At 67.8% G+C, this 19,977-nt stretch carries 23 protein-coding genes and 1 other RNA gene; 16 read left to right on the plus strand and 8 right to left on the minus strand.

All coding sequences use genetic code 11. The features are described 5' to 3' along the window. The first annotated feature begins 43 nt into the window (after positions 1-43). From hisN to ACFQ9R_RS16065, 7 genes are all read left to right on the plus strand, one after another. On the plus strand, positions 44-829 hold the full coding sequence (hisN, locus tag ACFQ9R_RS16035) for a histidinol-phosphatase (RefSeq protein WP_378991382.1): 786 nt from the start codon (positions 44-46) through the stop codon (positions 827-829). Positions 830-924: 95 nt separating this feature from the next. Continuing rightward, positions 925-2,916, plus strand: a complete 1,992-nt coding sequence (gene recQ, locus ACFQ9R_RS16040) for a DNA helicase RecQ (protein ID WP_378991383.1) — start codon at positions 925-927, stop codon at positions 2,914-2,916. Between the two features lie 92 nt (positions 2,917-3,008). Next, positions 3,009-3,242: a hypothetical protein gene (locus ACFQ9R_RS16045; RefSeq protein WP_378991385.1), complete on the plus strand. Its 234-nt coding sequence runs from the start codon at positions 3,009-3,011 to the stop codon at positions 3,240-3,242. Between the two features lie 320 nt (positions 3,243-3,562). Further along, positions 3,563-4,171, plus strand: coding sequence for a YdcF family protein (locus tag ACFQ9R_RS16050; RefSeq protein ID WP_378991387.1), 609 nt, complete (start codon positions 3,563-3,565; stop codon positions 4,169-4,171). Positions 4,172-4,265: 94 nt separating this feature from the next. Further along, on the plus strand, positions 4,266-5,204 hold the full coding sequence (locus tag ACFQ9R_RS16055; protein ID WP_378651804.1) for an acyl-ACP desaturase: 939 nt from the start codon (positions 4,266-4,268) through the stop codon (positions 5,202-5,204). Between the two features lie 48 nt (positions 5,205-5,252). Then, positions 5,253-5,726: an SsrA-binding protein SmpB gene (gene smpB / locus ACFQ9R_RS16060; RefSeq protein WP_378920812.1), complete on the plus strand. Its 474-nt coding sequence runs from the start codon at positions 5,253-5,255 to the stop codon at positions 5,724-5,726. Beyond that, positions 5,723-6,586, plus strand: coding sequence for an EamA family transporter (locus ACFQ9R_RS16065; protein ID WP_378991389.1), 864 nt, complete (start codon positions 5,723-5,725; stop codon positions 6,584-6,586). The genes smpB and ACFQ9R_RS16065 overlap by 4 nt, the downstream gene beginning before the upstream one ends. Before the next feature lie 4 nt (positions 6,587-6,590). Here ACFQ9R_RS16065 and ACFQ9R_RS16070 read toward each other — a convergent pair whose 3' ends face one another. Next, the gene (locus ACFQ9R_RS16070; RefSeq protein WP_378991390.1) at positions 6,591-7,889 is read right to left on the minus strand and encodes an ABC transporter substrate-binding protein; all 1,299 of its coding nucleotides are present in this window, start codon (positions 7,887-7,889) and stop codon (positions 6,591-6,593) included. 225 nt (positions 7,890-8,114) lie between these two features. On the opposite strand from ACFQ9R_RS16070, the gene ssrA reads away from it, so the two are divergent. Continuing rightward, positions 8,115-8,487, plus strand: a transfer-messenger RNA (tmRNA) gene (ssrA, locus tag ACFQ9R_RS16075). Between the two features lie 156 nt (positions 8,488-8,643). Here ssrA and ACFQ9R_RS16080 read toward each other — a convergent pair. Continuing rightward, the gene (locus ACFQ9R_RS16080) at positions 8,644-8,787 is read right to left on the minus strand and encodes a hypothetical protein (protein ID WP_378991391.1); all 144 of its coding nucleotides are present in this window, start codon (positions 8,785-8,787) and stop codon (positions 8,644-8,646) included. 214 nt (positions 8,788-9,001) lie between these two features. Between ACFQ9R_RS16080 and ACFQ9R_RS16085 the strand changes: the two genes are divergently transcribed. The 4 genes from ACFQ9R_RS16085 to ACFQ9R_RS16100 are packed head-to-tail and all read left to right on the plus strand — an operon-like array spanning position 9,002 to position 11,752. Further along, on the plus strand, positions 9,002-9,331 hold the full coding sequence (locus ACFQ9R_RS16085; RefSeq protein ID WP_378991392.1) for an ArsR/SmtB family transcription factor: 330 nt from the start codon (positions 9,002-9,004) through the stop codon (positions 9,329-9,331). Beyond that, positions 9,331-10,026, plus strand: coding sequence for a cation transporter (locus ACFQ9R_RS16090; protein WP_378991393.1), 696 nt, complete (start codon positions 9,331-9,333; stop codon positions 10,024-10,026). Before ACFQ9R_RS16085 ends, ACFQ9R_RS16090 begins: the two co-directional genes overlap by 1 nt. A gap of 2 nt (positions 10,027-10,028) precedes the next feature. Beyond that, complete coding sequence (locus tag ACFQ9R_RS16095; protein ID WP_378991628.1) at positions 10,029-10,637, plus strand: methyltransferase family protein; 609 nt, start codon at positions 10,029-10,031, stop codon at positions 10,635-10,637. A 53-nt stretch (positions 10,638-10,690) separates the two neighbouring features. Next, the gene (locus ACFQ9R_RS16100; protein WP_378991394.1) at positions 10,691-11,752 is read left to right on the plus strand and encodes a hypothetical protein; all 1,062 of its coding nucleotides are present in this window, start codon (positions 10,691-10,693) and stop codon (positions 11,750-11,752) included. A gap of 91 nt (positions 11,753-11,843) precedes the next feature. Here ACFQ9R_RS16100 and ACFQ9R_RS16105 read toward each other — a convergent pair whose 3' ends face one another. Then, a complete protein-coding gene (locus ACFQ9R_RS16105) occupies positions 11,844-12,092 on the minus strand; it encodes a DUF5302 domain-containing protein (RefSeq protein ID WP_378991395.1) in 249 nt (82 codons plus the stop codon). Positions 12,093-12,164: 72 nt separating this feature from the next. On the opposite strand from ACFQ9R_RS16105, the gene ACFQ9R_RS16110 reads away from it, so the two are divergent. Then, complete coding sequence (locus ACFQ9R_RS16110; protein WP_378991396.1) at positions 12,165-13,052, plus strand: hypothetical protein; 888 nt, start codon at positions 12,165-12,167, stop codon at positions 13,050-13,052. Here the strand turns inward: ACFQ9R_RS16110 and ACFQ9R_RS16115 are convergent. Further along, a complete protein-coding gene (locus ACFQ9R_RS16115; protein ID WP_378991397.1) occupies positions 13,030-13,854 on the minus strand; it encodes a DUF1266 domain-containing protein in 825 nt (274 codons plus the stop codon). The two genes, ACFQ9R_RS16110 and ACFQ9R_RS16115, sit on opposite strands and share 23 nt — an antisense overlap. Before the next feature lie 141 nt (positions 13,855-13,995). On the opposite strand from ACFQ9R_RS16115, the gene ACFQ9R_RS16120 reads away from it, so the two are divergent. Then, positions 13,996-14,691 (plus strand): helix-turn-helix domain-containing protein, encoded by a 696-nt coding sequence (locus ACFQ9R_RS16120; protein WP_378991398.1) that lies wholly within the window; start codon positions 13,996-13,998, stop codon positions 14,689-14,691. Between the two features lie 124 nt (positions 14,692-14,815). Further along, positions 14,816-15,304 (plus strand): NUDIX hydrolase, encoded by a 489-nt coding sequence (locus ACFQ9R_RS16125; RefSeq protein WP_378991399.1) that lies wholly within the window; start codon positions 14,816-14,818, stop codon positions 15,302-15,304. Here ACFQ9R_RS16125 and ACFQ9R_RS16130 read toward each other — a convergent pair. From ACFQ9R_RS16130 to ACFQ9R_RS16145, 4 genes are all read right to left on the minus strand, one after another. Beyond that, positions 15,280-15,678, minus strand: a complete 399-nt coding sequence (locus tag ACFQ9R_RS16130; RefSeq protein ID WP_378633010.1) for a VOC family protein — start codon at positions 15,676-15,678, stop codon at positions 15,280-15,282. The two genes, ACFQ9R_RS16125 and ACFQ9R_RS16130, sit on opposite strands and share 25 nt — an antisense overlap. A gap of 52 nt (positions 15,679-15,730) precedes the next feature. Beyond that, on the minus strand, positions 15,731-16,144 hold the full coding sequence (locus tag ACFQ9R_RS16135) for an arsenate reductase ArsC (RefSeq protein WP_378991400.1): 414 nt from the start codon (positions 16,142-16,144) through the stop codon (positions 15,731-15,733). A 142-nt stretch (positions 16,145-16,286) separates the two neighbouring features. Continuing rightward, on the minus strand, positions 16,287-17,588 hold the full coding sequence (locus tag ACFQ9R_RS16140) for a D-arabinono-1,4-lactone oxidase (RefSeq protein ID WP_378991401.1): 1,302 nt from the start codon (positions 17,586-17,588) through the stop codon (positions 16,287-16,289). A 57-nt stretch (positions 17,589-17,645) separates the two neighbouring features. Continuing rightward, positions 17,646-18,323 carry a TetR/AcrR family transcriptional regulator gene (locus tag ACFQ9R_RS16145; RefSeq protein WP_378991403.1) on the minus strand — a complete coding sequence of 226 codons (678 nt, stop codon included), beginning with the start codon at positions 18,321-18,323 and terminating at the stop codon, positions 17,646-17,648. A 129-nt stretch (positions 18,324-18,452) separates the two neighbouring features. On the opposite strand from ACFQ9R_RS16145, the gene ACFQ9R_RS16150 reads away from it, so the two are divergent. Beyond that, entirely contained in the window at positions 18,453-19,946 is a 1,494-nt protein-coding gene (locus tag ACFQ9R_RS16150) for an MFS transporter (RefSeq protein WP_378991405.1), read from the plus strand. Positions 19,947-19,977 lie beyond the last annotated feature (31 nt).

The following is a 19,977-nucleotide window of genomic DNA, read 5'->3' on the forward strand; positions in this document are numbered from 1 at the left end:
GCCGCGAACTCGAGCGCGCCGGCTCGGCGAATACACTCCCACCGTGGCTGCCTACTCCGCTGACCTGGACCTTGCCCTGCGACTGGCCGACCAGGCCGACGCCATCTCCCACGAGCGCTTCGGCGCTGTCGACCTCAAAGTCGACTCGAAACCGGACCTCACCCCGGTCTCGGACGCCGATCTCGCGGTAGAACAGCTGATCCGGCGCGTACTCGCCGACGAACGCCCCGCCGACGCCGTGCTCGGCGAGGAGTTCGGCGGCGACGCCGAGTTCAGCGGCAGGCAGTGGGTGGTCGACCCGATCGACGGCACCAAGAACTTCGTCCGGGGCGTACCGGTGTGGGCCAGCCTGATCTCCCTGCTGGAGGACGGTGTCCCGGTGGTCGGCGTGGTGAGCGCGCCCGCGCTGGGCAGGCGCTGGTGGGCCGCCGCCGGTTCGGGCGCATGGGTGCAGGTCCACCCCGGAGCGCCCAAGCCGATCTCGGTATCCGCGGTCGCCGACCTCGACGCCGCGAGCCTGGCCTTCTCCAGTCTGTCCGGCTGGCACGAGCGCGGTCTGCGCGAGAAGTTCATCGACCTCACCGACGCCGTCTGGCGAGTCCGCGGTTACGGCGACTTCTTCAACTATTGCCTGGTCGCGGAGGGTGCGGTCGATATCGCCGCCGAGCCGGAGGTCTCCCTGTGGGACCTGGCCGCTCTCGACATCCTGGTCCGCGAGGCGGGTGGCGCGTTCACCTCCCTGGACGGACGCTCCGGTCCGCACGGCGGCGACGCTGTTGCTTCCAACGGCCTGCTCCACGACGAGGTCCTCGGCCGTTTGCGCGGGTGAATCGAAGTTATCCACAGGTGCGCAACTTCGGCATCCGCCGCCGTCGGCTCCGGTCGACGGGCTGCGCGACCGGCGCTCGCTCGTAGGATGGCCCGGTGAGCAATTCCGGCGCCACAGCCCCCGATGTCGACGACTTCCCGCCCGAGGACTTCCCACCCGACGACGCGTACCCGTCCGACGGCGGGTACGTCTCCGAACACGATTTCGCCGACACCGGCGACTTCCACTTCGACGATCTCGCCCCGGCCACCCCGGGCCGGGTCGCGGCTCCCGATCGCGCTGAGACCGCCGACGAGGTATTACGCCGTGTCTTCGGCTACGACAGCTTCCGCGGTGACCAGGCGGCCATCGTCGAACAGGTCGTCGGCGGTGGCGACGCGCTGGTACTGATGCCGACCGGTGGCGGCAAATCCCTCTGCTACCAGGTTCCCTCGCTGGTCCGTGAGGGTGTCGGCGTGGTGGTCTCACCGCTGATCGCCCTCATGCAGGACCAGGTCGACGCGCTGAGCGCCCTCGGCGTGCGGGCCGGATTCCTCAACTCCACCCAGTCGCCGGATCAGCGGCGGACGGTGGAGGCACAGTTCGTCTCGGGCGATCTGGACCTGCTCTATCTGGCGCCGGAACGCCTACGGCTGGAAGCCACGCTGCGGCTGCTCGATCGCGGCAAGATCGCCCTGTTCGCGATCGACGAGGCGCACTGCGTGTCGCAGTGGGGCCACGACTTCCGGCCCGACTACCTCGCGCTGTCGCTGGTGCACGAACGCTGGCCCGATGTCCCGCGCATCGCGCTCACCGCGACCGCCACCGAGAAGACCGCCGCCGAGATCGTCGAACGCCTGGATCTCGGCGCCGCGAAACAGTTCATCTCCAGCTTCGACCGGCCCAACATCCAGTACCGGATCGAATCGAAGAACCGCGCCGACCGTCAGCTGCTCGACTTCATCCGCGCCGAACACCCCGGCGACGCGGGCATCGTCTACACCCTCTCGCGCAATTCGGTGGAGAAGACCGCGGCCATGCTCAACGAGAACGGCATTCGCGCGGTGCCCTATCACGCGGGCCTGGATTTCCGGACCCGTGCCGAGAACCAGTCCAGATTCCTGCGCGAGGACGGCCTGATCGTCGTCGCCACCATCGCTTTCGGTATGGGTATCGACAAACCCGACGTGCGATTCGTGGCTCACCTCGACCTGCCGAAATCGGTCGAGGGCTACTACCAGGAGACCGGCCGCGCGGGCCGCGACGGCCTGCCGTCGACGGCCTGGATGGTCTACGGCCTCAATGATGTTGTGCAGCAACGCAAGATGATCGACTCCAGCGAGGGCGACGCGGCCCATCGCCGACAGCTGCAACTGCACCTCGACGCCATGCTCGCCCTGTGCGAGACCGTCGGCTGCCGTCGCGCGCGGCTGCTCAACTATTTCGGTCAGACCGGTGGCGCCTGCGGCAACTGCGATGTGTGCCTGAATCCGCCCGAAACCTGGGACGGCACGGTGCCCGCGCAGAAGCTGCTGTCCACGGTGCTGCGGCTCAAACGCGAACGCGGACAATCGTTCGGCGCGGGCCACCTCGTCGACATCCTGCTCGGCAAGACCAACCAGAAGATCACCCAGCATCGGCACAACGAGCTCTCGGTGTTCGGCATCGGCACCGATCTGCGCGATACCGAATGGCGCGGGGTGGTGCGGCAGCTGCTCGCGGGCGGCCTGCTGGCGGTACAGGGCGAATACGGTGTCCTGGCACTGACCGACGAGAGCAACGAGGTGCTGTTCGAGGGCAGGAAGGTGCCGATGCGGCGCGAGCCCGAACGCGCCGCCCGCCCCGCGCGCAGCGCGAAATCGGCCAAGGCGACCGCCGACCTGCCCGCCGCCGACGTCGGAGTGTTCGAGCGCCTGCGGGCCTGGCGTGCCGCGACGGCGAAGGAACAGGGCGTGCCCGCCTACGTGGTGTTCCACGACGCCACCCTGCGCGAGATCGCCGCGCGCAAACCCGCCGACCTCGCCGCCCTCGGCACCGTCGCCGGCGTCGGCGAGAACAAATTGGCTCGCTATGGCGAGGGGGTGCTGACCACGCTGGCCGGGGAGTAGCGGTGCACCCGCGGCTCCTCGCCCAGCAGGGCGTACACGCGCGGCGGCGAGGAACCGCACCGAATCGGACGACACCGAGTTACTGTCGAGTCATGGCGAACGGTGAAGGCTCGGACGACGATACGTCGGGCAGCAGCCCGAGTGCGGGAGCCGATACCCCGACACCCCCGATGCCGCACCGCCACATCGATCCGGTCGTCGCGCCGTCCCTGCTCGGCGTTCACCACGGCGTGATCCACCGCGGCAGGCCACGCTGGTCGACCCTCGCGCTGATCGCCATCTTCACCGCTGCCTTGGTCCTCTACCTCGTACTGAGCCCAGGCTGACGTTCCGTCCGCACCGCCCGATCGGCCGCGTTCGACAATTTCCCACACGCCGCTGTCGGATCCGGTGCTGTGTCACAGACGGTCGTGTTCCGGCGATCGCCCTCGCTGCCCGCCGATCGATCGCGTGCTCGCCAATTCGTCGTATGCCCCGACGTCCGATTCCGGAAATTTTGCGATGCCACGCACCAGCGGTGGCCGACATGCGCATGTGAGTTGTCGTAGGCGCAGGTCAAAGGGATACCTGACGTCGACGACCCGGCGCACCGTTGCCGAGCGGGACCGATCACGGAGATCGGCCCGAGCTCGAGGAGGCGACGGCAATGGTGCGGTGGACTTGGGGCAAGCGTGTGGTGTGCGCGGCGATAGCGGTCACGGGATTGGCCTGCGTGCCGGTACCCGCCGGTGCCGACTTTCCGGCCCCGCCCGGTCTCGACTTCGCGCGGGCGCTGGGCACACCGACCCTGCCCGGCATCTACGGCCCCGACACCGCCGTCGTGGTCCTCGGCTACGGCCTGACACCGGAGGGGACGATGCGCGAGGAACTCGTGCGACGACTGCGCGCGGGCTTGGCCCAGGCCGTTTTCGCGCCGTGGTCGCCGATCATCGTCACCGGCGGCAACCCGCAAGCCGGTCTGTCCGAAGCCGACGCCATGGCCGAGTGGCTGGTCGGCGCCGGCATCGACGAGAGCCGGGTCCTGCGCGAATCCGAGGCCGACTCGACGGTGGCCAACGCTCGCAACACCGCGGCCATGCTCGCCGACAGGGGCTTGCGCTCGGTCGTTCTCGTCACCTCCGAGGACCACATCGCCCGGGCCAGAGGCGCCTTCGCCGACGCGGGCGTGCTGGTTGTCGGCGACCTCACGCCCGACCGCGCTCAGTGGGATTCGGTGCCACTGCATGTCGGCAGCTTCGGCCCCGCACCGCTGTGACCGATCATCGCCGCACGTCGGCAGTGTGATGAGTAGTCGCGGAAATCTCGGCAATAACCCCGAGAACCTACTCCTCGCCTCGTAGCGTCGACCCATGACGCTCCACCTGTCCGACAGCGACATCCTCGCCGAGCTCGAGCCGACGGCCGAAGCCAATCTCAACGACCACCTGTCCAAGGCCAAGATGTGGCACCCCCACGACTACGTGCCGTGGGACGAGGGCCGCAACTTCGCGGCCATGGGCGGCGACGACTGGGACCCCGAGCAGTCGCGGCTGAGCGAGGTCGCCAAGGCGGCGATGATCACCAACCTGCTCACCGAGGACAACCTGCCCTCCTACCACCGCGAACTCGCCGACACCTTCGGCTTCGACAACGCCTGGGGCACCTGGGTCGGCCGGTGGACCGCCGAGGAGAACCGCCACGGCATCGTCCTGCGTGACTACCTCGTCGTGACTCGCGCCGTCGACCCGGTCGCGCTCGAAGAGGCCAGGATGTCGCACATGACCGCGGGCATCGCCAAGCCGGAGAAGGGTTCGCAGTTCCTCAAGGGCGTCGCCTACGTCACGTTGCAGGAGCTCGCGACCAGAATCAGCCATCGCAACACCGGCGCCCTGTGCGACGACCCGGTCGCCGATCGCATGCTGGCCCGGATCGCCGCCGACGAGAACCTGCACATGATCTTCTACCGCAAGCTCTGCGCGGCGGCTCTCGACCTCACCCCCGACGAGGCCATGCGGGCCATCACCGACGTGATCCTGCGTTTCCAGATGCCCGGCCTCAACCAGCCCAACTTCCGCCGCAACGCGGTGCTGCTCGCCAAGCACGGCGTGTACGACCTGCGCCAGCACCTCGATGTCGTCCTGCGCCCGACCCTGCGGATCTGGCGAATCTTCGAGCGCACCGATTTCGGCCCCGAAGGCGAGATCGCCCGCGACGAGCTGCACACCTACCTGCTCGACCTCGAGGTCAAGGCGGCTCGTTTCGAGGAGCAGCGCGACCGCGCACTGGCCAGGGCAGCCGCCAGGGTCTGAGTCGGCCATGGAATAAAGGGCTGGCGCCGTCACTTACAGTTGACCGTTATGAAGGAAAAGGGGCGCAAGGTCATCGCGACCAACCGCCGGGCGCGGCACAACTACACGATCCTCGACGTCTATGAGGCGGGGATCGCGCTGGTCGGCACCGAGGTGAAGAGCCTGCGTGAGGGCAAGGCCTCGCTGGTCGACGCCTTCGCGACCGTCGACCACGGCGAGGTCTGGTTGCGCGGGCTGCACATCCCGGAGTTCAGCCACGGCACCTGGACCAATCATTCGCCGCGCCGCACCCGCAAGCTGCTGCTGCACAAGCGTGAGATCGAGCACCTGGTCGGCAAGTCGCGCGAGGGCAACCAGACGCTGGTGCCGCTGTCGATGTACTTCTCCGACGGCAAGGTGAAGGTGGAGCTCGCCCTCGCCAAGGGCAAGCAGGACTACGACAAGCGTCAGGATCTGGCCCGCAAGCAGGCCGAGCGTGAGGTCACCCGTGAAATAGGTCGGCGGGTCAAAGGCATGCGTTGATCTCCGTAGTGCTCGCCCTCGTCGCGGCGGCGGGCTACGGAGTCAGCGACTTCTTCGGCGGCATCGCCGCGCGCAGGGTCACGGCGCTGCGTGTGGTTGTGGTGTCGTACCCGTTCTCGGTGCTGCTGGTCTTGCTGATCGCGCCGCTGGTGGGCGGGCATGCCGACACCGCGTCCGTGCTGTGGGGCCTGGCCGCCGGTGTGGCCAGTGGCCTGGCGGTGTGGTGGTTCTACGCCGCGCTCGCCGACGGTCCCATGTCGGTGGTGTCGCCGCTGACCGCGGTGCTGGTCGCGGGCATCCCGGTGATCGCCGGGTTCTTTCTCGGCGAACGGCCCGGCGCGATCGCGATCGCGGGGATCGCCGTCGCCCTGGTCGCGGTGGTGCTCGTGAGCAGGGAAGCACCCGACGAAACCACCGAGGAGATCACCGGCGGCAGGCAACTGCGTTTCACCCGCCGGGTCGCGCTCCTCACGATCGGGTCGGGTGCCGCGTTCGGTTTCGCGTTCTACTTCCTGCACGAAACCAGTGCGAGCGCGGGACTGTGGCCCCTGCTCGCCCAGCGGGTGGCGGCAACCGCGGTCGTGTGGACATCGGCGCTGGCGGCAGGCGAATTCCGCGGACTGCACGGTGAACCACTGCGCCTGGCACTGGCGGTCGGCGTGCTCGATGTGATCGCCAATGCCGCGCTGCTCTACGCCTTCCACGGCGCGATGCTGTCGGTGGTGAGCGTGATCGGCTCGCTGTATCCGGCGGCGACCGTGTTGCTGGCGATGGTCCTGCTCGGCGAGCGCATCAGTGCCACCCAGAAGGTCGGTATGGTGCTCGCGCTCACGGCGGTCGCCATGATCGCCGCGAGCTGATTCCCTACAACCGGGTGCAGGGCTCGTGCAGGTTGAGCCGACCCAGCGTCTTGCCCTGATAGCCGACACTCACCGCTCTGGCGCCCATCGGCGCCTCCCGGTCCGGTTCGAACACCGCCGACCACTCGGTCTCCAGATCCGGTTCGGCCGCCCCAGCCGGATGGATCACGACCATGCCCTCACCGTCGGGTTTCATCGCGCCGACGCTGCGGCGCAGGCCGGCGCGGGTGAGTTCGCCGTTCGCCGCCGCGGCGGTGAGCAGGGCTTTGAGTGGGTAGGTGATCGCCCAGCCCAGCGAATAGCCGAAGTTGGCCGGTTCGCCGGTGATCGCGTCGCGGGCGTGCTTGGCTCCCACGCTGTCGCCGGCCCAGCTGTCGACCGGGGTCGTGTAGTTGTAGAGCGCGGTCAGCGCCGGCGCGGCCGCCGATTGCAGCAGTGCCGCGTTCCAGGTGGGCAGCGAGCCGAGAAATCGCCCGGTGAAACCCGACTTCACCAGCTTGCCCACGATCTCCGCGGTCTCGGCGGGTCCGGTGGCCAGCATCACCAGGTCCGGCGCGGCGGCCAGGATCTCCGCCACGGGACCGTCCTGGTTGCCGACCTCGGCATTGGGTCCGGTGTCGATGCGATCGGCGATGGTGGCGTCGTTGGCCAGCGCCCACTTCAGCGCGCCGCTGGCGTAGTCGCCGCCGTAGTTGCCGCGATAGGCGACCACGGCGATATTGCGCGGCGCGTAATGGGTTTCGGCGAACCAGTCGAGGCCGGTTACCGCTTCGGTGCAGTAGGAGTAGCCCGCGCTGAGCACCAGATTGCGGTCGGCGCTGCGATAGTTCCAGCCCGACCACTGGGTGGCCGCGGTGCTCACCATGTCGTCGGCGTCCATCTGGTTCAGCATCGCGACGGTTTGCGCGGTCCCGAAACTCATCGACAACGCGAGCACGTTCGGCTCGATCTCCTCATACGCGCTGCGATGGGTGCGCGGATCGTAGGAGGTGTTGCGGGTGTAGGTGCTGATGTCGATGTCGTAGCCGCCGATGCCGCCCGCCGCGTTCACCTGCTTCCAGAACGCCATCTGACCGTCGTTCATCGAGGCACCGAGCGGGGTGAACGGCCCGTTCGCCAGATCCGAGAGCACCCCGAGATAGATGCAGCCGTTATCGGTGTTCGGCGAACCGGGACAGGGCGTGCTGGTGACGCCCGGCGCGGCGGTGGACTCGCCCGACGAGCAGGCCGCGGCGAGCACGAGACTCGCAACAGCCGGGATCGCCGCGAATCGGCGCAGTCCACGGTGACTGGTGAATGCCATGAGATAACTCCTTGCTCCAGTCGCCCAGGACATTTGACCGTTCCGGGGCGGCCGAACGAGAACAGTACCCGTCACCACCGGCAGCCCCACCCGGATTCGCCGAGGCCATCTGGCGGGGTTCGCTACAAGATCACTCCGGCGACACCGCGAGCTGGCAGAAATAATGGGAAGATCTCACGTCGCGCCGGTGTTAATATGACTAGCCCGCACGGTGCGGGCACGTACGGGGCTGAACGGTTTCGACTGCGTACGTTGATTCAGGGGAAGCGTGTCGGTGCAGGCAAGAGACCACCGTAAGCGTCGCTGCAACCAATTAAGCGCCGATTCCAATCAGCGCGAGTACGCCCTCGCTGCCTAAGTAGCCAGGTCGTCTCTGTCAGTCCGGGTTCGTCCCTCGACCCGGGTACTGGCATCAGCTAGAGGGAATTACCGTTCGGCTCGGTCGCGGAGTCGGATGGGACATCTAACAGCGACTGGGATCGTCATCCAGGCTTGTTCGCGAGACTTGGAGATCCGAGCAGAGACACAGCGAACTGCACACGGAGAAGCCCTGAAGACGCGGCGGAGGACCCGGGTTCGATTCCCGGCAGCTCCACCCAGGCCCTCCACCTGTTACCGCAGGTGGAGGGCTTTTTTCATGTCCCGACGCGCGATGAACACCACGCGGCTCAACGGCGTTGCAGCCGCGGTGGGCCCAGCCTTCCGGACGCCAGCCTGTCGGCATGTTCTCGCGTGCGAGCTCGACCGTCCGGGTCTACCTCCGGGCGAACTTGATCAGGATGAATGCGACGGCGAGCCACGCTGCCGCGTAGACCCCGGCGCGTACCGGGTTCCAGTTGTCGGCGAGCAGGAGAGCGCCGAGGACGGCGAGGCCGGCCAGCAGGGCGAAGATTCTCATGGGTGGTGCCTTTCGGTGCGTGGTGCCGGACGACCTGAACGCCGGCTCACTATTCTTGAATTCAGTTCTGGGCAGCGAAGATTCACGGATTATCGGCCACAAGTTCCCGTCAGGGCAGCGAGATCGGTGCCTACATCGATGCCCGCCTCGATCCGTCAGCGGCACCGTCAGTACATCCTATTCTGAATACAGATTCTGATGTATCGTCTGAGGTATGGAATCCACGGTGCAGACCGACGCGCTGTCCCGATTCGGCTACGCCCTCTCGGACTCGACCAGAACCAAGATCCTGCTGAGTCTGCGGAAGGAACCCGGCTACCCGTCGGAGTTGGCGGAGGCGATCGGTGTCTCGCGGCAGATCCTGTCCAATCATCTGGCCTGCCTGCGTGGATGTGGCTTGGTCGTCGCGGTTCCCGAGGGGCGGCGCAGCCGGTATGAGCTGGCGGATCCGCGGATCGGGCGGGCGTTGGACGATCTGGTCGGCCTGGTGCTCGCCGTTGATCCGGCCTGCTGCCCGGCGGCGGAATCGGAGGGCTGCTGCTGATGGAGTCGATCGGGATGCCCGCGCTGATCGCGCCGAGTTCGGTGCGCGAGGCGGTGCTGACGACGCGGATTCGGTGGTTGGTCGCGGCGACGATCAGCTACAACGTGGTCGAGGCGATCGTCGCGCTGAGCGAAGGCGCGCGGGTGTCCTCGTCCGCGCTGATCGGGTTCGGTCTCGACTCGGTGATCGAGGTGTCCTCGGCGGCCGCGGTGGCGTGGCAGTTCGCCGGGCGCGATCCGCAGGCGCGGGAGAAGGTGGCGCTGCGGGTCATCGCGTTCTCGTTCTTCGCCTTGGCCGGCTATGTCGCTGTCGACGCCGTCCGTTCGCTGCTCGGGGTCGGCGAGGCACGGCATTCGACGGTCGGGATCGGGCTGGCGGCCGCGAGTCTGGTGATCATGCCGGTGCTGTCCGCCGCGCAACGGAGGGCGGGGCGCGAGCTCGGGTCCGCCTCCGCCGTGGCCGATTCCAAGCAAACCCTGCTGTGCACCTATCTCTCGGCCGTGTTGCTGGTCGGCCTGCTGCTCAACAGCCTGTTCGGCTGGTCGTGGGCTGATCCGCTCGCGGCGCTGGTGATCGCGGTGATCGCGGTCAAAGAAGGAATCAACGCCTGGAAGGGCGAAACCTGCTGCGCGACGATGTCCACCGATGTCGGTCACCGCGGCTGCTGTGACAACGACGATCGAGGGAACCCATGATGATGGCGATCTGCGCACTGGTTCTGTACCTGGTTTTCGGCCTGCTCGGCTTCGGCTGGCGCAGTTGGCGTCAGTATCAGGCCACGGGTTCGACCGGTTTCCACGGCATCAGCGGACGGCCCGGCTCGATCGAATGGCTCGCCGGCGTCGGTTTCGTCGCCGCGATCGTGGTCGGCACGGCATCGTCGGTGCTGCAGCTGGCCGGTGTCGTAGCCCCGATCGGGGCGCTGTCCGCGATGCCGATTCAGACCGCCGGATTCGTGCTCGCCGTCGCGGGTATCGCGGCAACGCTGTACGCGCAGATCGAGATGGGCGAATCGTGGCGCATCGGAGTCGATCCCAGCGAGACGACGACCTTGGTCGACACCGGGGTGTTCGGTCTGGTTCGCAACCCGATCTTCACCGCGATGCTCGTCTTCGCGGGCGGCGTCACGCTGATCATCCCGAACGCTGTCGCGATCGTCGCGTTCGCACTGTTGCTGGTGACGATCGAGCTGCAGGTACGGGCGGTCGAAGAGCCCTATCTGACGCGGGTCCACGGCGCGAACTACCGTGCCTACCTCGCGGCGACGGGACGGTTCGTCCCCGGCCTCGGACGGGCTCCACTCTGATCCGGTAGACCCTGGTGACGGGTGGTGCGGGTGGGCCACGTAGAACTGAGCGAATGACGCGGTATGCATACGACTCGGGGGCGGGAACGCTGGTCGCCACCTGGGGGACCGGTCGCGGTGATGTCGCCGAGACGATCGCCGAGGTGCCAGGCGCCGAGCACGGCGTGGAGCTGGCGGCGGCGTTGGCGAGTCTGGCGCGGTTCCAGTGGCGGACCTACACCCATCCGGCGACCGCCGCCGGTGATCCCGACGTCGTGAACGGGGAAGCGTGGCGGCGGGCGGAGGAGCGCAATCGCTTCGCGAAGGTCGAAGCCGCGCTGCGCACCCCCAATCTGCCCGACGACGACGGATGCATGCTGGTCTTCTACAGCCCCATCGAGGAATCCGCGCACCACGTGGGCCGTGTGCTCCATGCGATCGGTGACGCGAGCCTGGTCGACCGGGTGGTGAACGAGGTGCTCACCGAGCAGGCGGCGATCACGGCCGCGGAACTGGGCGATCTGGCAGGTCGAGCCAGGCAGGCCGTCGAGCTCACCCGCCCGGAGATCTCCCCGGTGCAGGTGCACGCGGCGGACACCCTGCTCCGGGCCAATCCCTTGGGCACGATCGACCTGTTCACCGAACTGGACCCCGCCGCCGCCTCGGTCGCCGCCGCGCACTGGCTGCGGGCCGCGGCGACGGTGGCGGGCGAGGTCACGGGCCTCGAGCCGGTGGACGTGGTCGCCGAGGCGGACGACATCGAAGCACTCCAGGTCGAAACGCCGACCGTGGTCCTGGAACGCCTCGGCGCGGGGGAGACGCCCACCCAGGTGGTAGTCGACCTGATCGCCGATGCCATCGCCGTCTCCGAGGGCAAGGTCCGCGACCTGGACGGCATCATCGAAGCCGCGCAGGAAATCGAGGAACGTGACGACGAGGACGACGATCTCGACGACTGGACCGACGGCTACCGCATCTGCCGCCTCGACCCCACTCGCCCCGCCATCGATCTGCTCGAGGACCTACTGGGCGCCATCCGGGGCTGCTGGCTGGTTTTCAGCGAAGCCGACAGCGGCGCCATCTTCGAGAACGCTGTCCGAACCGAAGCTGACGCAGATACCTCCCGCTTGCAGTAGCTCCCACTCCACTGAAAAGCCCTGCGCCGCAGAATTATTGCCAGCGGAGCAGGGCTGATCACGGAAGGACAGTCGCGTCCCGGAGCGAAAACTATCCGCCGGCGCGACGGCGGAAGGTGCGCTTCCCGCCCGCCTGCGCATGCGTCCCACGCACTTTGGCGGAATTCTGGGCGGCTCCACCCGCGGAGGAGTGGCCGTTCTTCCGCTCGAGCGCCTCGCGGAACCTCCGCTTCGTCGCCTCCGCCGGGGTTTCGATCGCGTCCGCGGACTGTTCGGCGGAGACTTCCTGTTCATCGGGCATGCGTACAGCCTGCCACCTCGGCGCGGCTTCGAACACCATCGGCAGGACCATCGCCCGGCCCGCGACGGCCCCTCGGTAGGATCCACCGATGCGGGGCAGGCCAGGAGGGACGTGGCTTTGATCGAAGTATGGGGTGCGCGAGTCGCGGTCCGGTACGCGGACGGGCGGTTGGTGACGACGCCGCTGCGCGCCGACAACGAGATCGCGCTCGACGTCGGGGTGGCCGAACTGGGCAGGATCGCGCTCGCGAACACCGACGACGGGCAGATGGCGTTGCTGCTGTTCTTCCGGTCGGCGCAGTTCGTGGTGAACGGTGCGCCGACGGATCGTCATCCGGTGCCGGTGTTCCTCGAAACCGGCCTACGCGAACAGGCGCAGGCGCTGATCAGGGCGGTCGAACGCGACCTGGTCAGCCTACGCAGGGTGTTCCCGCCCCGCCCGAATCTCGTTCCACCGCACTCGGTGCCGGGTTCGAACGGCCCGCAGCGCCCCGATGTCACGGCGGCCGCACGCCGAATGCGGCACGCGGGCAATTCCTTACGCGAGATCGACATCCTGCACGGCTGCGCCCGGCCCGACGAGTACGTTCTCGAACTGGCCCAGGCGGGCCACGAGGGCGCTCCCGGCCTGGTCGCGATCACCACGCTGCGCCTGCTGTTCGTGTCCGCGTGGGCGGTCTACGAATTTCCGGTCTCGGTCCTCACCGGCGCCGAAGTGCTCACCGCCCCCGGACAGGTCGCGACGCTGCGGATCTCGGGAGCGGGCGCCGACCTCGATTTCGTCGACTGGGAACCCGCCGACTTCACGCGCATCACCGAGGCCGTGCGTCTGGCCTGCGAGATCGAGCACGTCGACGGATCCATCACCCAGTCGATGCCCTGCTCGGCCGACCTCTTCGGCGAATGGCAACTGCTGGTGGAACGCCGCAAACTGGGCATGGTCGACGACGATCCGTTCCGCCGTCAAGCCGTCGGCATCATGCTGACGATGCCGGGCTGAACACCGGCGCACCCGGATGCAGCGACACCCGCCGCCACGGACTCGACGGTCGAAGGTGCAGCCCCGCGATCATCCGTCTACGTTCGGCCACTTGGCTTTTCGCGGCCGACAGATCTTGCGTGGCCGCCCAGAAGATCGCACCGGTGAGGAACCCGTCGCCGAACTGGCGCCAGTTGCGATAGTGCTGACGCGCCCGATCCAGCCCGGTCAGCATGTGTTCCCACGCCTCGTCCTCGGTCAGGTATCCGGCCGTGCACGCGGCGCGGGCGATGAACACCAGCCGTGCCAGATCCCACGCGGTGGCGTCGATCTGCAGCGGCGTCGGCAGGCTGTCGGTGATGCCGAGTTTGATGGCCTGTAGCCAGGCGTCGTAGTCGCGATCGATCCCGGCGGGCCCGCGATAGCCACGGAAACCCGAAAGGGTGTGCAGGAATTCGCGATGCTCGTCGGCCAATCCCGACCGATCGACCCGGCCGGTGTCGGTCGCGGCCATGACGGCGAGCGGATGAACGAGTTCGAACAGCGGCGCGTGCATCCCGGCCAGCAGCCGCCGCACGGTGTCGTGGGCGTCCTCGGCGTTGTCGACGCCCCACGACTCGTGCAGTCCTTCGATGGCGGTCTCCCGCCGCGTCGACGCGCTGTCGGGCTCCTCCGGGAGGAACGCGACGCCGTCGCATTGCGCGCCCCAGCTGCGCCCGTAATACGCACCGACAGCCAGCGCCCTGATCCGGTCGTCGTCGACGAACGCCCCCGACCAGATGTCCGGCTCGATATCTATGTCCGCACCGGGAAATCCCGCCACCCGCGGCCGTCCACCCCGCACTGATGCTGTCGGTTGCATTGGCACCCCTCTGCCGAGCCGAACGTCGTGCCGTCAGATCTTACGGACCGGGTGATCATGGTGCGGCAGCTACCTGTCGGTGGGCGGGACTACCGTCGAAGTGTGGCCGAATACCGGGAACGCGAATCACGGCTGGACCGAGCGGTGGTCTGGTCGCGAACCATGCCCGCCGCCACCGGTCCCGTCACGGTGTTCCCCGACGGTTGCATGGATCTGATCTGGACCGAGGGCACGCTGATGGTGGCGGGTCCGGACAGCCGCGCGTTTCTCGCACCGACCGCGCGGGCGCGAGAATTCGTCGGCGTCAGGTTCGCGCCGGGCAGCGCGCCCACGTTGCTCGGGGTTCCGGCGGTAGAACTGCTGAACCAGCGGGTCGATCTGGCCGAGATCGCACCGTCGCGCACCACCCGCGAACTCGTCGATCGCATCGACAACGCGCCCGACCGCGTTGCTGCCCTGGAAGCGATCGCATTACGATTCGCCGCCGACAACGGCCCTGCCGATCCGGCGCTCACCGCTGTCGTCGATGCTCTCTCGGCGGGCGCGACGGTCGCCGAAACCGCCGCTCGGACGAGCATGTCGGCCCGGATGCTGCACCGGCGCTCCCTGTTCGCCTTCGGCTATGGACCCAAGATGTTGGCTCGTATTCTGCGATTTCAACGAGCGCTCGCCGCGCTTCGCACCGGAATTCCGGCGGCACACATCGCCGCCGTGACCGGCTTCGCCGACCAGGCGCACCTGTCCCGAGAGGTCCGTGACCTGGCTGGATGCTCGGTAAGCACTCTGCAAACCCGCTGACCGGGCGTCTCACCGCCCGGAAAGTCTCATTCGGCACAGCGTGACGGAAGGTTTAGGCTCACTAGTGCACGCCCCGTCGCAAGTGCTCAGTCCAGTCCGAACACCGACGAGAGGATGTGACCTGATGATCGACGAATCCGTGTACTCCACGCTCCGTATCGAGGCAGAACGAGACGAAATCCGCCGGCTTGTCGTCGGCGCGGTCGTCGTCCGCCATCAGCGAGTGCTCATTCTGCGCCGCCGACGATCGGATTTCCTGGGTGGCCGGTGGGAGTTGCCCAGCGGCGTCGTCGAGCCGGGTGAGGCACTCGACGAAGCGCTGGCCCGCGAAGTCGCGGAGGAAACCGGGCTGCAGGTCACCGGAGTCAGCGACTACCTCGGCGATTTCGACTACCTGACCGGTGCGGGCGCCCGCACCAGGCAGTTCACCTTCGTCGTCGACGTGGCCGCGTCGGGACCGGTGACGCTCACCGACCACGACGCGCACCTGTGGACCAGGCTCACCGGAGAACCCCCGGTCAGCGACGAGGTCCGCGAGATGCTCGGCCGCTATCAGCAGCGTCAGCGCGACCCCCACGACTGGTCGTCCTATTCGGCGGGCAACGGCGCGTAGAGGTCGATTCCGTGCCCGTCGGGGTCGGCGAGCGAGGCGTAGCGCTGACCCCAGAAGGCATCCCACGGTGGGAGTTCGCCGTGATGGCCGGCGTCGACGAGCTCGGCGTAGAGCTTGTCGACCTCGGCCGGATCGGCGCATCGGAACGCGAGACTGCTGCGGCCGGGACCGGTCGGCGGCTGCCAATCGGGCGCGAAGGAGGCAATCGTCGCCTCGGTGTCCAGTGCCAGCCGAAGGCCGCCGCCGATCACGGCCTCGGCATGGCCCTCGGCTTCGGCGCCGTCCGGGAAGACCAGTCCCAGCCTGCGGTAGAAGGCCACCGAAGCGGCCATATCGGAAACTACAACGGACACGACATCAAGCTGTGGAGTCATATTCGCAGCGTAAACACTCGATCGTGGGTGCGTCTTGAACGAATCGGACGTGTCAGCGGGCGGGTACCGGCAGCAGTTCGGCGATCAGATTGCCGATCAGGATCTGCAGGTGGTCGCGAATGCCGCGCACCACCTCGATGGGCTGACCCGCCGGATCCGACAGCACCCAGTCGCGATAGCTGATCCCCGGAAAATACGGGCACACCTCGCCGCATCCCATCGTGACCACCACATCCGAGAGCCCGACGACATCGTCGGTGAGCGCGGCAGGCCGTGCGCCCGCGATATCGATCCCGATCTCGGCCATGGCCACCACCGCGGCGGGGTTCAGCGCGGCGGCCGGTTCGCTGCCCGCGGTGCGCACCTCGATCCGGTCACCGGCCATGGCGCGCAGGAGACCCGCCGCCATCTGTGATCGGCCCGCGTTGTGGACGCAGACGAACAACACGCTGGGAGTGTGGGCCATGGTCGCCCTTTCGGCGCAGGGGCGAAGTGCTTGTGGCGCTTCGGATATCACCCGTCATCATTCCATCAGCGCGCTGCGGCGGGGGTGGGTGTGGACGAACCGGCGACCAGGTTGTCCGAGCAGTGTCCGCGCGGCGAGGACGTCAGTCGAGTGAGCCCAGTACCCGGTGCACGTAGTCGTTGGCGAATACACCGGTGGGGTCGAAGCGGCGTCGCACCGCGGTGAACCGGTCCCAGTCGGGGTAGCGCGGCCGCAGTGTCTCGGCGGTCTGGAAGTGGCGTTTGCCCCAGTGCGGCCTGCCGTCGTAGGCGTCGAAGACCGCCTCGCACGCGCGGAAGTACGGTTCCCACACCATGCCCTGATACTGGTGCACCGCGATGTAGCAGGTGTCGCGTCCGCCCGCGGGGGACAGGAAGGCGTCGTCGGGCGCGACCCAGCGCACCTCGATCGGCATCGGGGTGCCGAATTGCCTTCCCAGCGCGAGGATCTCGCGAATCGCCTCGGCCGCGTGCGCGCGCGGGATCGCGTATTCGATCTCGTTGAACTTCACCAGCCGCGGGGTGGAGAACACACGATAGGAACGGTCGACCTGCCGGTTGTTGCTCCCGGCGAGTGTGGCCGCGCGGTGAATCATCGGGATGGCGGCGGGAATTCGCCGACCGAGCTTGCACATGCCGTCGTAGACGTGGTTGGCGATCAGGATGTCGTTGATCCACTCGCGCATCGTGCCGCGCGGTTGCTCCGGTGCCTGCGTGCGATCGATGGCCTTGGTCATCGCCGTGGCACTGTGCGGGAACGCGAAGAACTCGAAATGATCACTGCCATCGGCGAATTCGTCGATATCGGCGAGCACCTCGTCCAGCGGTACCGGTCGCTCGACGCACTCCAGCACGAACGACGGCTCGAGTTGCAGAGTGGCCGCGGTGACGACGCCGAGCGCGCCGACGCTGACCCGCGCCGCCTTCCAGCCGTCGGGGTCGGTCTGCTCGTTGAGCTCCACCCGGGTGCCGTCCGCGCGCAGCACCTCTACCGAGTGCAGTGCCGCCGAGATATTGCGCAGCCGGGCGCCGGTGCCGTGGGTGGCGGTGGCGGTCGCGCCCGCGAGGCTCTGTGTATCGATGTCGCCGAGATTGGGGAAGGCCAGGCCGTGCCCGTGCAGCAGCGGGCTCGCCGCGTGCAGTGAGATCCCGGCCTCCACCCGCACGCGTCCGGTGGCGGAGTCGACGTCGAGAACCTTGTCCAGACCGCTGAGGTCGATCAGCGTGCCGTCGGTGAGCACGGCGTCGGTGAACGAGTGTCCCGACCCGGCGACGCGCACGGTCCGCCCCGCGGCGGCCGATTCGGTCACGATCGCGGCCAGTTCCTCGACGTCGCGCGGCGCGGCGACGACGGCGGGTGTGCAGCTCTGCTGGCCTGCCCAGTTCACCCAGGTGCTCTTGGTCATGTGTCCAACAGTAGAGGATGCACTGTGACGCGCGCTACTGGATGGGCAGGTTTCGGCTCAGCGACGACGTCCGAGGCAGCCGGCGGCCTTGGCCTGCTCGACTTCCTCGTTGGTCATCGGCGCGACCAGCAGTGGCCTGCGCGGCACCGCGTCGGTGCGGACGCCGTTGAGTGCGATGGCCATATACCGCTGCCATACTTCGGGATTGATCGGCGCCGCGAACTCCGCGAGGGAATTGACCATGTGGATCAGCGCGAAGAAGTCGGTGGTCGCGATATCGGGGTCCACCGCGCCCGCCGCGCGCGCACGATCGATGATGCCCGCGACCGCCGGTTGGATCCGGTCGCGCAACTCGGCGAAACGGGCCGGATCTTCCTCGAGTTCGAGCATCACCTCGCCGAAGCCGCGGTTGGTCGCCAGGTGTTTGCACGCACTCTCGAAGAACTCGACGAGCGCGAGCCAGGCATCGGGGTTGCTCATGGCCGCGTCGGCCGCGTCGGCGAAGTCCTTGACGTGCTGATCGAAGACCTCGGCGATCAGTTCCTTCTTGTTCGCGAAGCGCCGGTACACCGTGCCGACGCCGACTCCCGCGCGTTCGGCGACGTCGTCGAGGGTGATCTCGAGGCCGTGGTCGGCGAATAGCTCACGGGCGGCCGCGACGATGCGTTGCTGATTGCGTGCGGCGTCGGCGCGCAATCTGCGGGGTGGTGTGGCAGTCGTCGTGGCGTGATTCACAAGTACATCCTATCAATCCGGGGATTAAGTGGAGTTTGTTTCTCCGTTACTCTGGTAGCTTCGATTGAAGCGGAGGCGGTGTCTCCGATTATGCCACCTGAAACCATCCGCAGACCTACTAGGGGAGTTATGACCACCACACTCGACAAGGGGCCGCAGAGCCCCGCGGATACCGGTCGCCGCGGCTCGCACGCCCTGCGCTGGTGGGTGCTTGCCGTACTCGGCATCGCCCAGCTGATGGTCGTGCTCGATGCGACGATCGTCAATATCGCGCTGCCCGCGGCCCAGGCCGACCTCGGCTTCGGCGACGGTGACCGGCAGTGGGTCATCACCGGCTACGCCCTCGCCTTCGGCAGCCTCCTGCTGCTCGGCGGCAGGCTCAGCGACCTGTTCGGCCGCCGCAACACCTTCATCGTCGGCCTCGTCGGCTTCGCGGTGGCCTCGGCCATCGGCGGTGCGGCCTCCAGCTTCGAGATGCTCGTCGCGGCCCGTGTCGGCCAGGGTGTGTTCGGTGCGCTGCTCGCGCCCGCCGCGCTCTCACTGCTCACGGTCACCTTCACCGAACCCGGTGAGCGGTCCAAGGCGTTCGGCATCTTCGGTGCCGTCGCCGGTGCCGGTGGTGCGATCGGCCTGCTGCTCGGTGGCGTGCTCACCGAATGGGCGTCGTGGCGCTGGGCGATGTACGTCAACCTGATCTTCGCCGCTGTCGCGCTCGTCGGCGCCGTGCTGTTGCTGGCCAAGCACACGTCGACCTCGCGTCCCAAGCTCGACTGGTACGGCACGGTCACCGTCACCGCCGCGCTGTTCGGCATCGTGTACGGCTTCTCGCACGCCGAGTCCAACGGCTGGAGCGACCCGACCACGCTGGCCTTCCTGATCGGTGGCGCCGTGCTGCTGGCGGCCTTCGTCTGGATCGAGACCAAGGTCGCGCATCCGTTGCTGCCGCTGCGCATCGTCGCCGACCGCACCCGCGGCGCGTCGTACCTGACCGTGTTCGTCATGGGCATCGGCATGTTCGCGATCTTCTTGTTCCTCACCTTCTACATGCAGCTGACCCTGGCGTACACGCCGATCGTGACCGGTCTGGCCTTCCTGCCGATGGTGGCGGGCATGGTGGTCTCCTCGACCACCGCGCCGTCGCTGCTGCTGCCCAAGGTCGGACCCAAGATCGTCATCAGCGGTGGATTCCTGGTCGCCGCCGCGGGCATGCTGTGGCTCACCCGGATCGGTCTGGACTCGGGCTACGCCACCCATATCCTGCCCGCGCTGGTGCTGCTCGGCCTCGGCCTCGGTGGTGCGATGTCGGTCGCGTTCCAGGGTGCGACGGCGGGCGTGCAGCACGAGGACGCCGGCGTCGCCTCGGCGATGGTCAACACCAGCCAGCAGGTCGGTGGGTCCATCGGTACCGCGCTGCTCAGCACCATCGCGGCCTCGGCGATGACCGATTACGTGTCCTCGCACCAGCCGGGCCCGCTCACGATGGCGCAGGGCGCGATCGAGAGTTACACCACCAGCTTCTGGTGGGCGACGGCCACTTTCGTGCTCGGCGCGATCGTGATCGCGGCGATCATGCCGAACACCGTGCCCGCCCCGGCCGAAGGTGAACCGGTGCTGGCGCACTGATCCCGCAGAACTGAACGACGATGGCCCGAAC

It is taken from the genome of Nocardia sp. NPDC056541 (assembly GCF_042794235.1).
Lineage (GTDB): Bacteria > Actinomycetota > Actinomycetes > Mycobacteriales > Mycobacteriaceae > Nocardia.

What these genes read in the sequence shown, in the direction of transcription:
- ACFQ9R_RS16045 (WP_378991385.1), top strand. Translation starts at nt 3,009, where the DNA reads ATGGCGAACGGTGAAGGCTCGGACGACGATACGTCGGGCAGCAGCCCG.
- ACFQ9R_RS16050 (WP_378991387.1), top strand. Translation starts at nt 3,563, where the DNA reads ATGGTGCGGTGGACTTGGGGCAAGCGTGTGGTGTGCGCGGCGATAGCG.
- ACFQ9R_RS16055 (WP_378651804.1), top strand. Translation starts at nt 4,266, where the DNA reads ATGACGCTCCACCTGTCCGACAGCGACATCCTCGCCGAGCTCGAGCCG.
- smpB (WP_378920812.1), top strand. Translation starts at nt 5,253, where the DNA reads ATGAAGGAAAAGGGGCGCAAGGTCATCGCGACCAACCGCCGGGCGCGG.
- ACFQ9R_RS16070 (WP_378991390.1), bottom strand. Translation starts at nt 7,889, where the DNA reads ATGGCATTCACCAGTCACCGTGGACTGCGCCGATTCGCGGCGATCCCG.
- ACFQ9R_RS16080 (WP_378991391.1), bottom strand. Translation starts at nt 8,787, where the DNA reads ATGAGAATCTTCGCCCTGCTGGCCGGCCTCGCCGTCCTCGGCGCTCTC.
- ACFQ9R_RS16085 (WP_378991392.1), top strand. Translation starts at nt 9,002, where the DNA reads ATGGAATCCACGGTGCAGACCGACGCGCTGTCCCGATTCGGCTACGCC.
- ACFQ9R_RS16090 (WP_378991393.1), top strand. Translation starts at nt 9,331, where the DNA reads ATGGAGTCGATCGGGATGCCCGCGCTGATCGCGCCGAGTTCGGTGCGC.
- ACFQ9R_RS16095 (WP_378991628.1), top strand. Translation starts at nt 10,029, where the DNA reads ATGGCGATCTGCGCACTGGTTCTGTACCTGGTTTTCGGCCTGCTCGGC.
- ACFQ9R_RS16100 (WP_378991394.1), top strand. Translation starts at nt 10,691, where the DNA reads ATGACGCGGTATGCATACGACTCGGGGGCGGGAACGCTGGTCGCCACC.
- ACFQ9R_RS16105 (WP_378991395.1), bottom strand. Translation starts at nt 12,092, where the DNA reads ATGGTGTTCGAAGCCGCGCCGAGGTGGCAGGCTGTACGCATGCCCGAT.
- ACFQ9R_RS16125 (WP_378991399.1), top strand. Translation starts at nt 14,816, where the DNA reads ATGATCGACGAATCCGTGTACTCCACGCTCCGTATCGAGGCAGAACGA.
- ACFQ9R_RS16130 (WP_378633010.1), bottom strand. Translation starts at nt 15,678, where the DNA reads ATGACTCCACAGCTTGATGTCGTGTCCGTTGTAGTTTCCGATATGGCC.
- ACFQ9R_RS16135 (WP_378991400.1), bottom strand. Translation starts at nt 16,144, where the DNA reads ATGGCCCACACTCCCAGCGTGTTGTTCGTCTGCGTCCACAACGCGGGC.
- ACFQ9R_RS16140 (WP_378991401.1), bottom strand. Translation starts at nt 17,588, where the DNA reads ATGACCAAGAGCACCTGGGTGAACTGGGCAGGCCAGCAGAGCTGCACA.
- ACFQ9R_RS16150 (WP_378991405.1), top strand. Translation starts at nt 18,453, where the DNA reads ATGACCACCACACTCGACAAGGGGCCGCAGAGCCCCGCGGATACCGGT.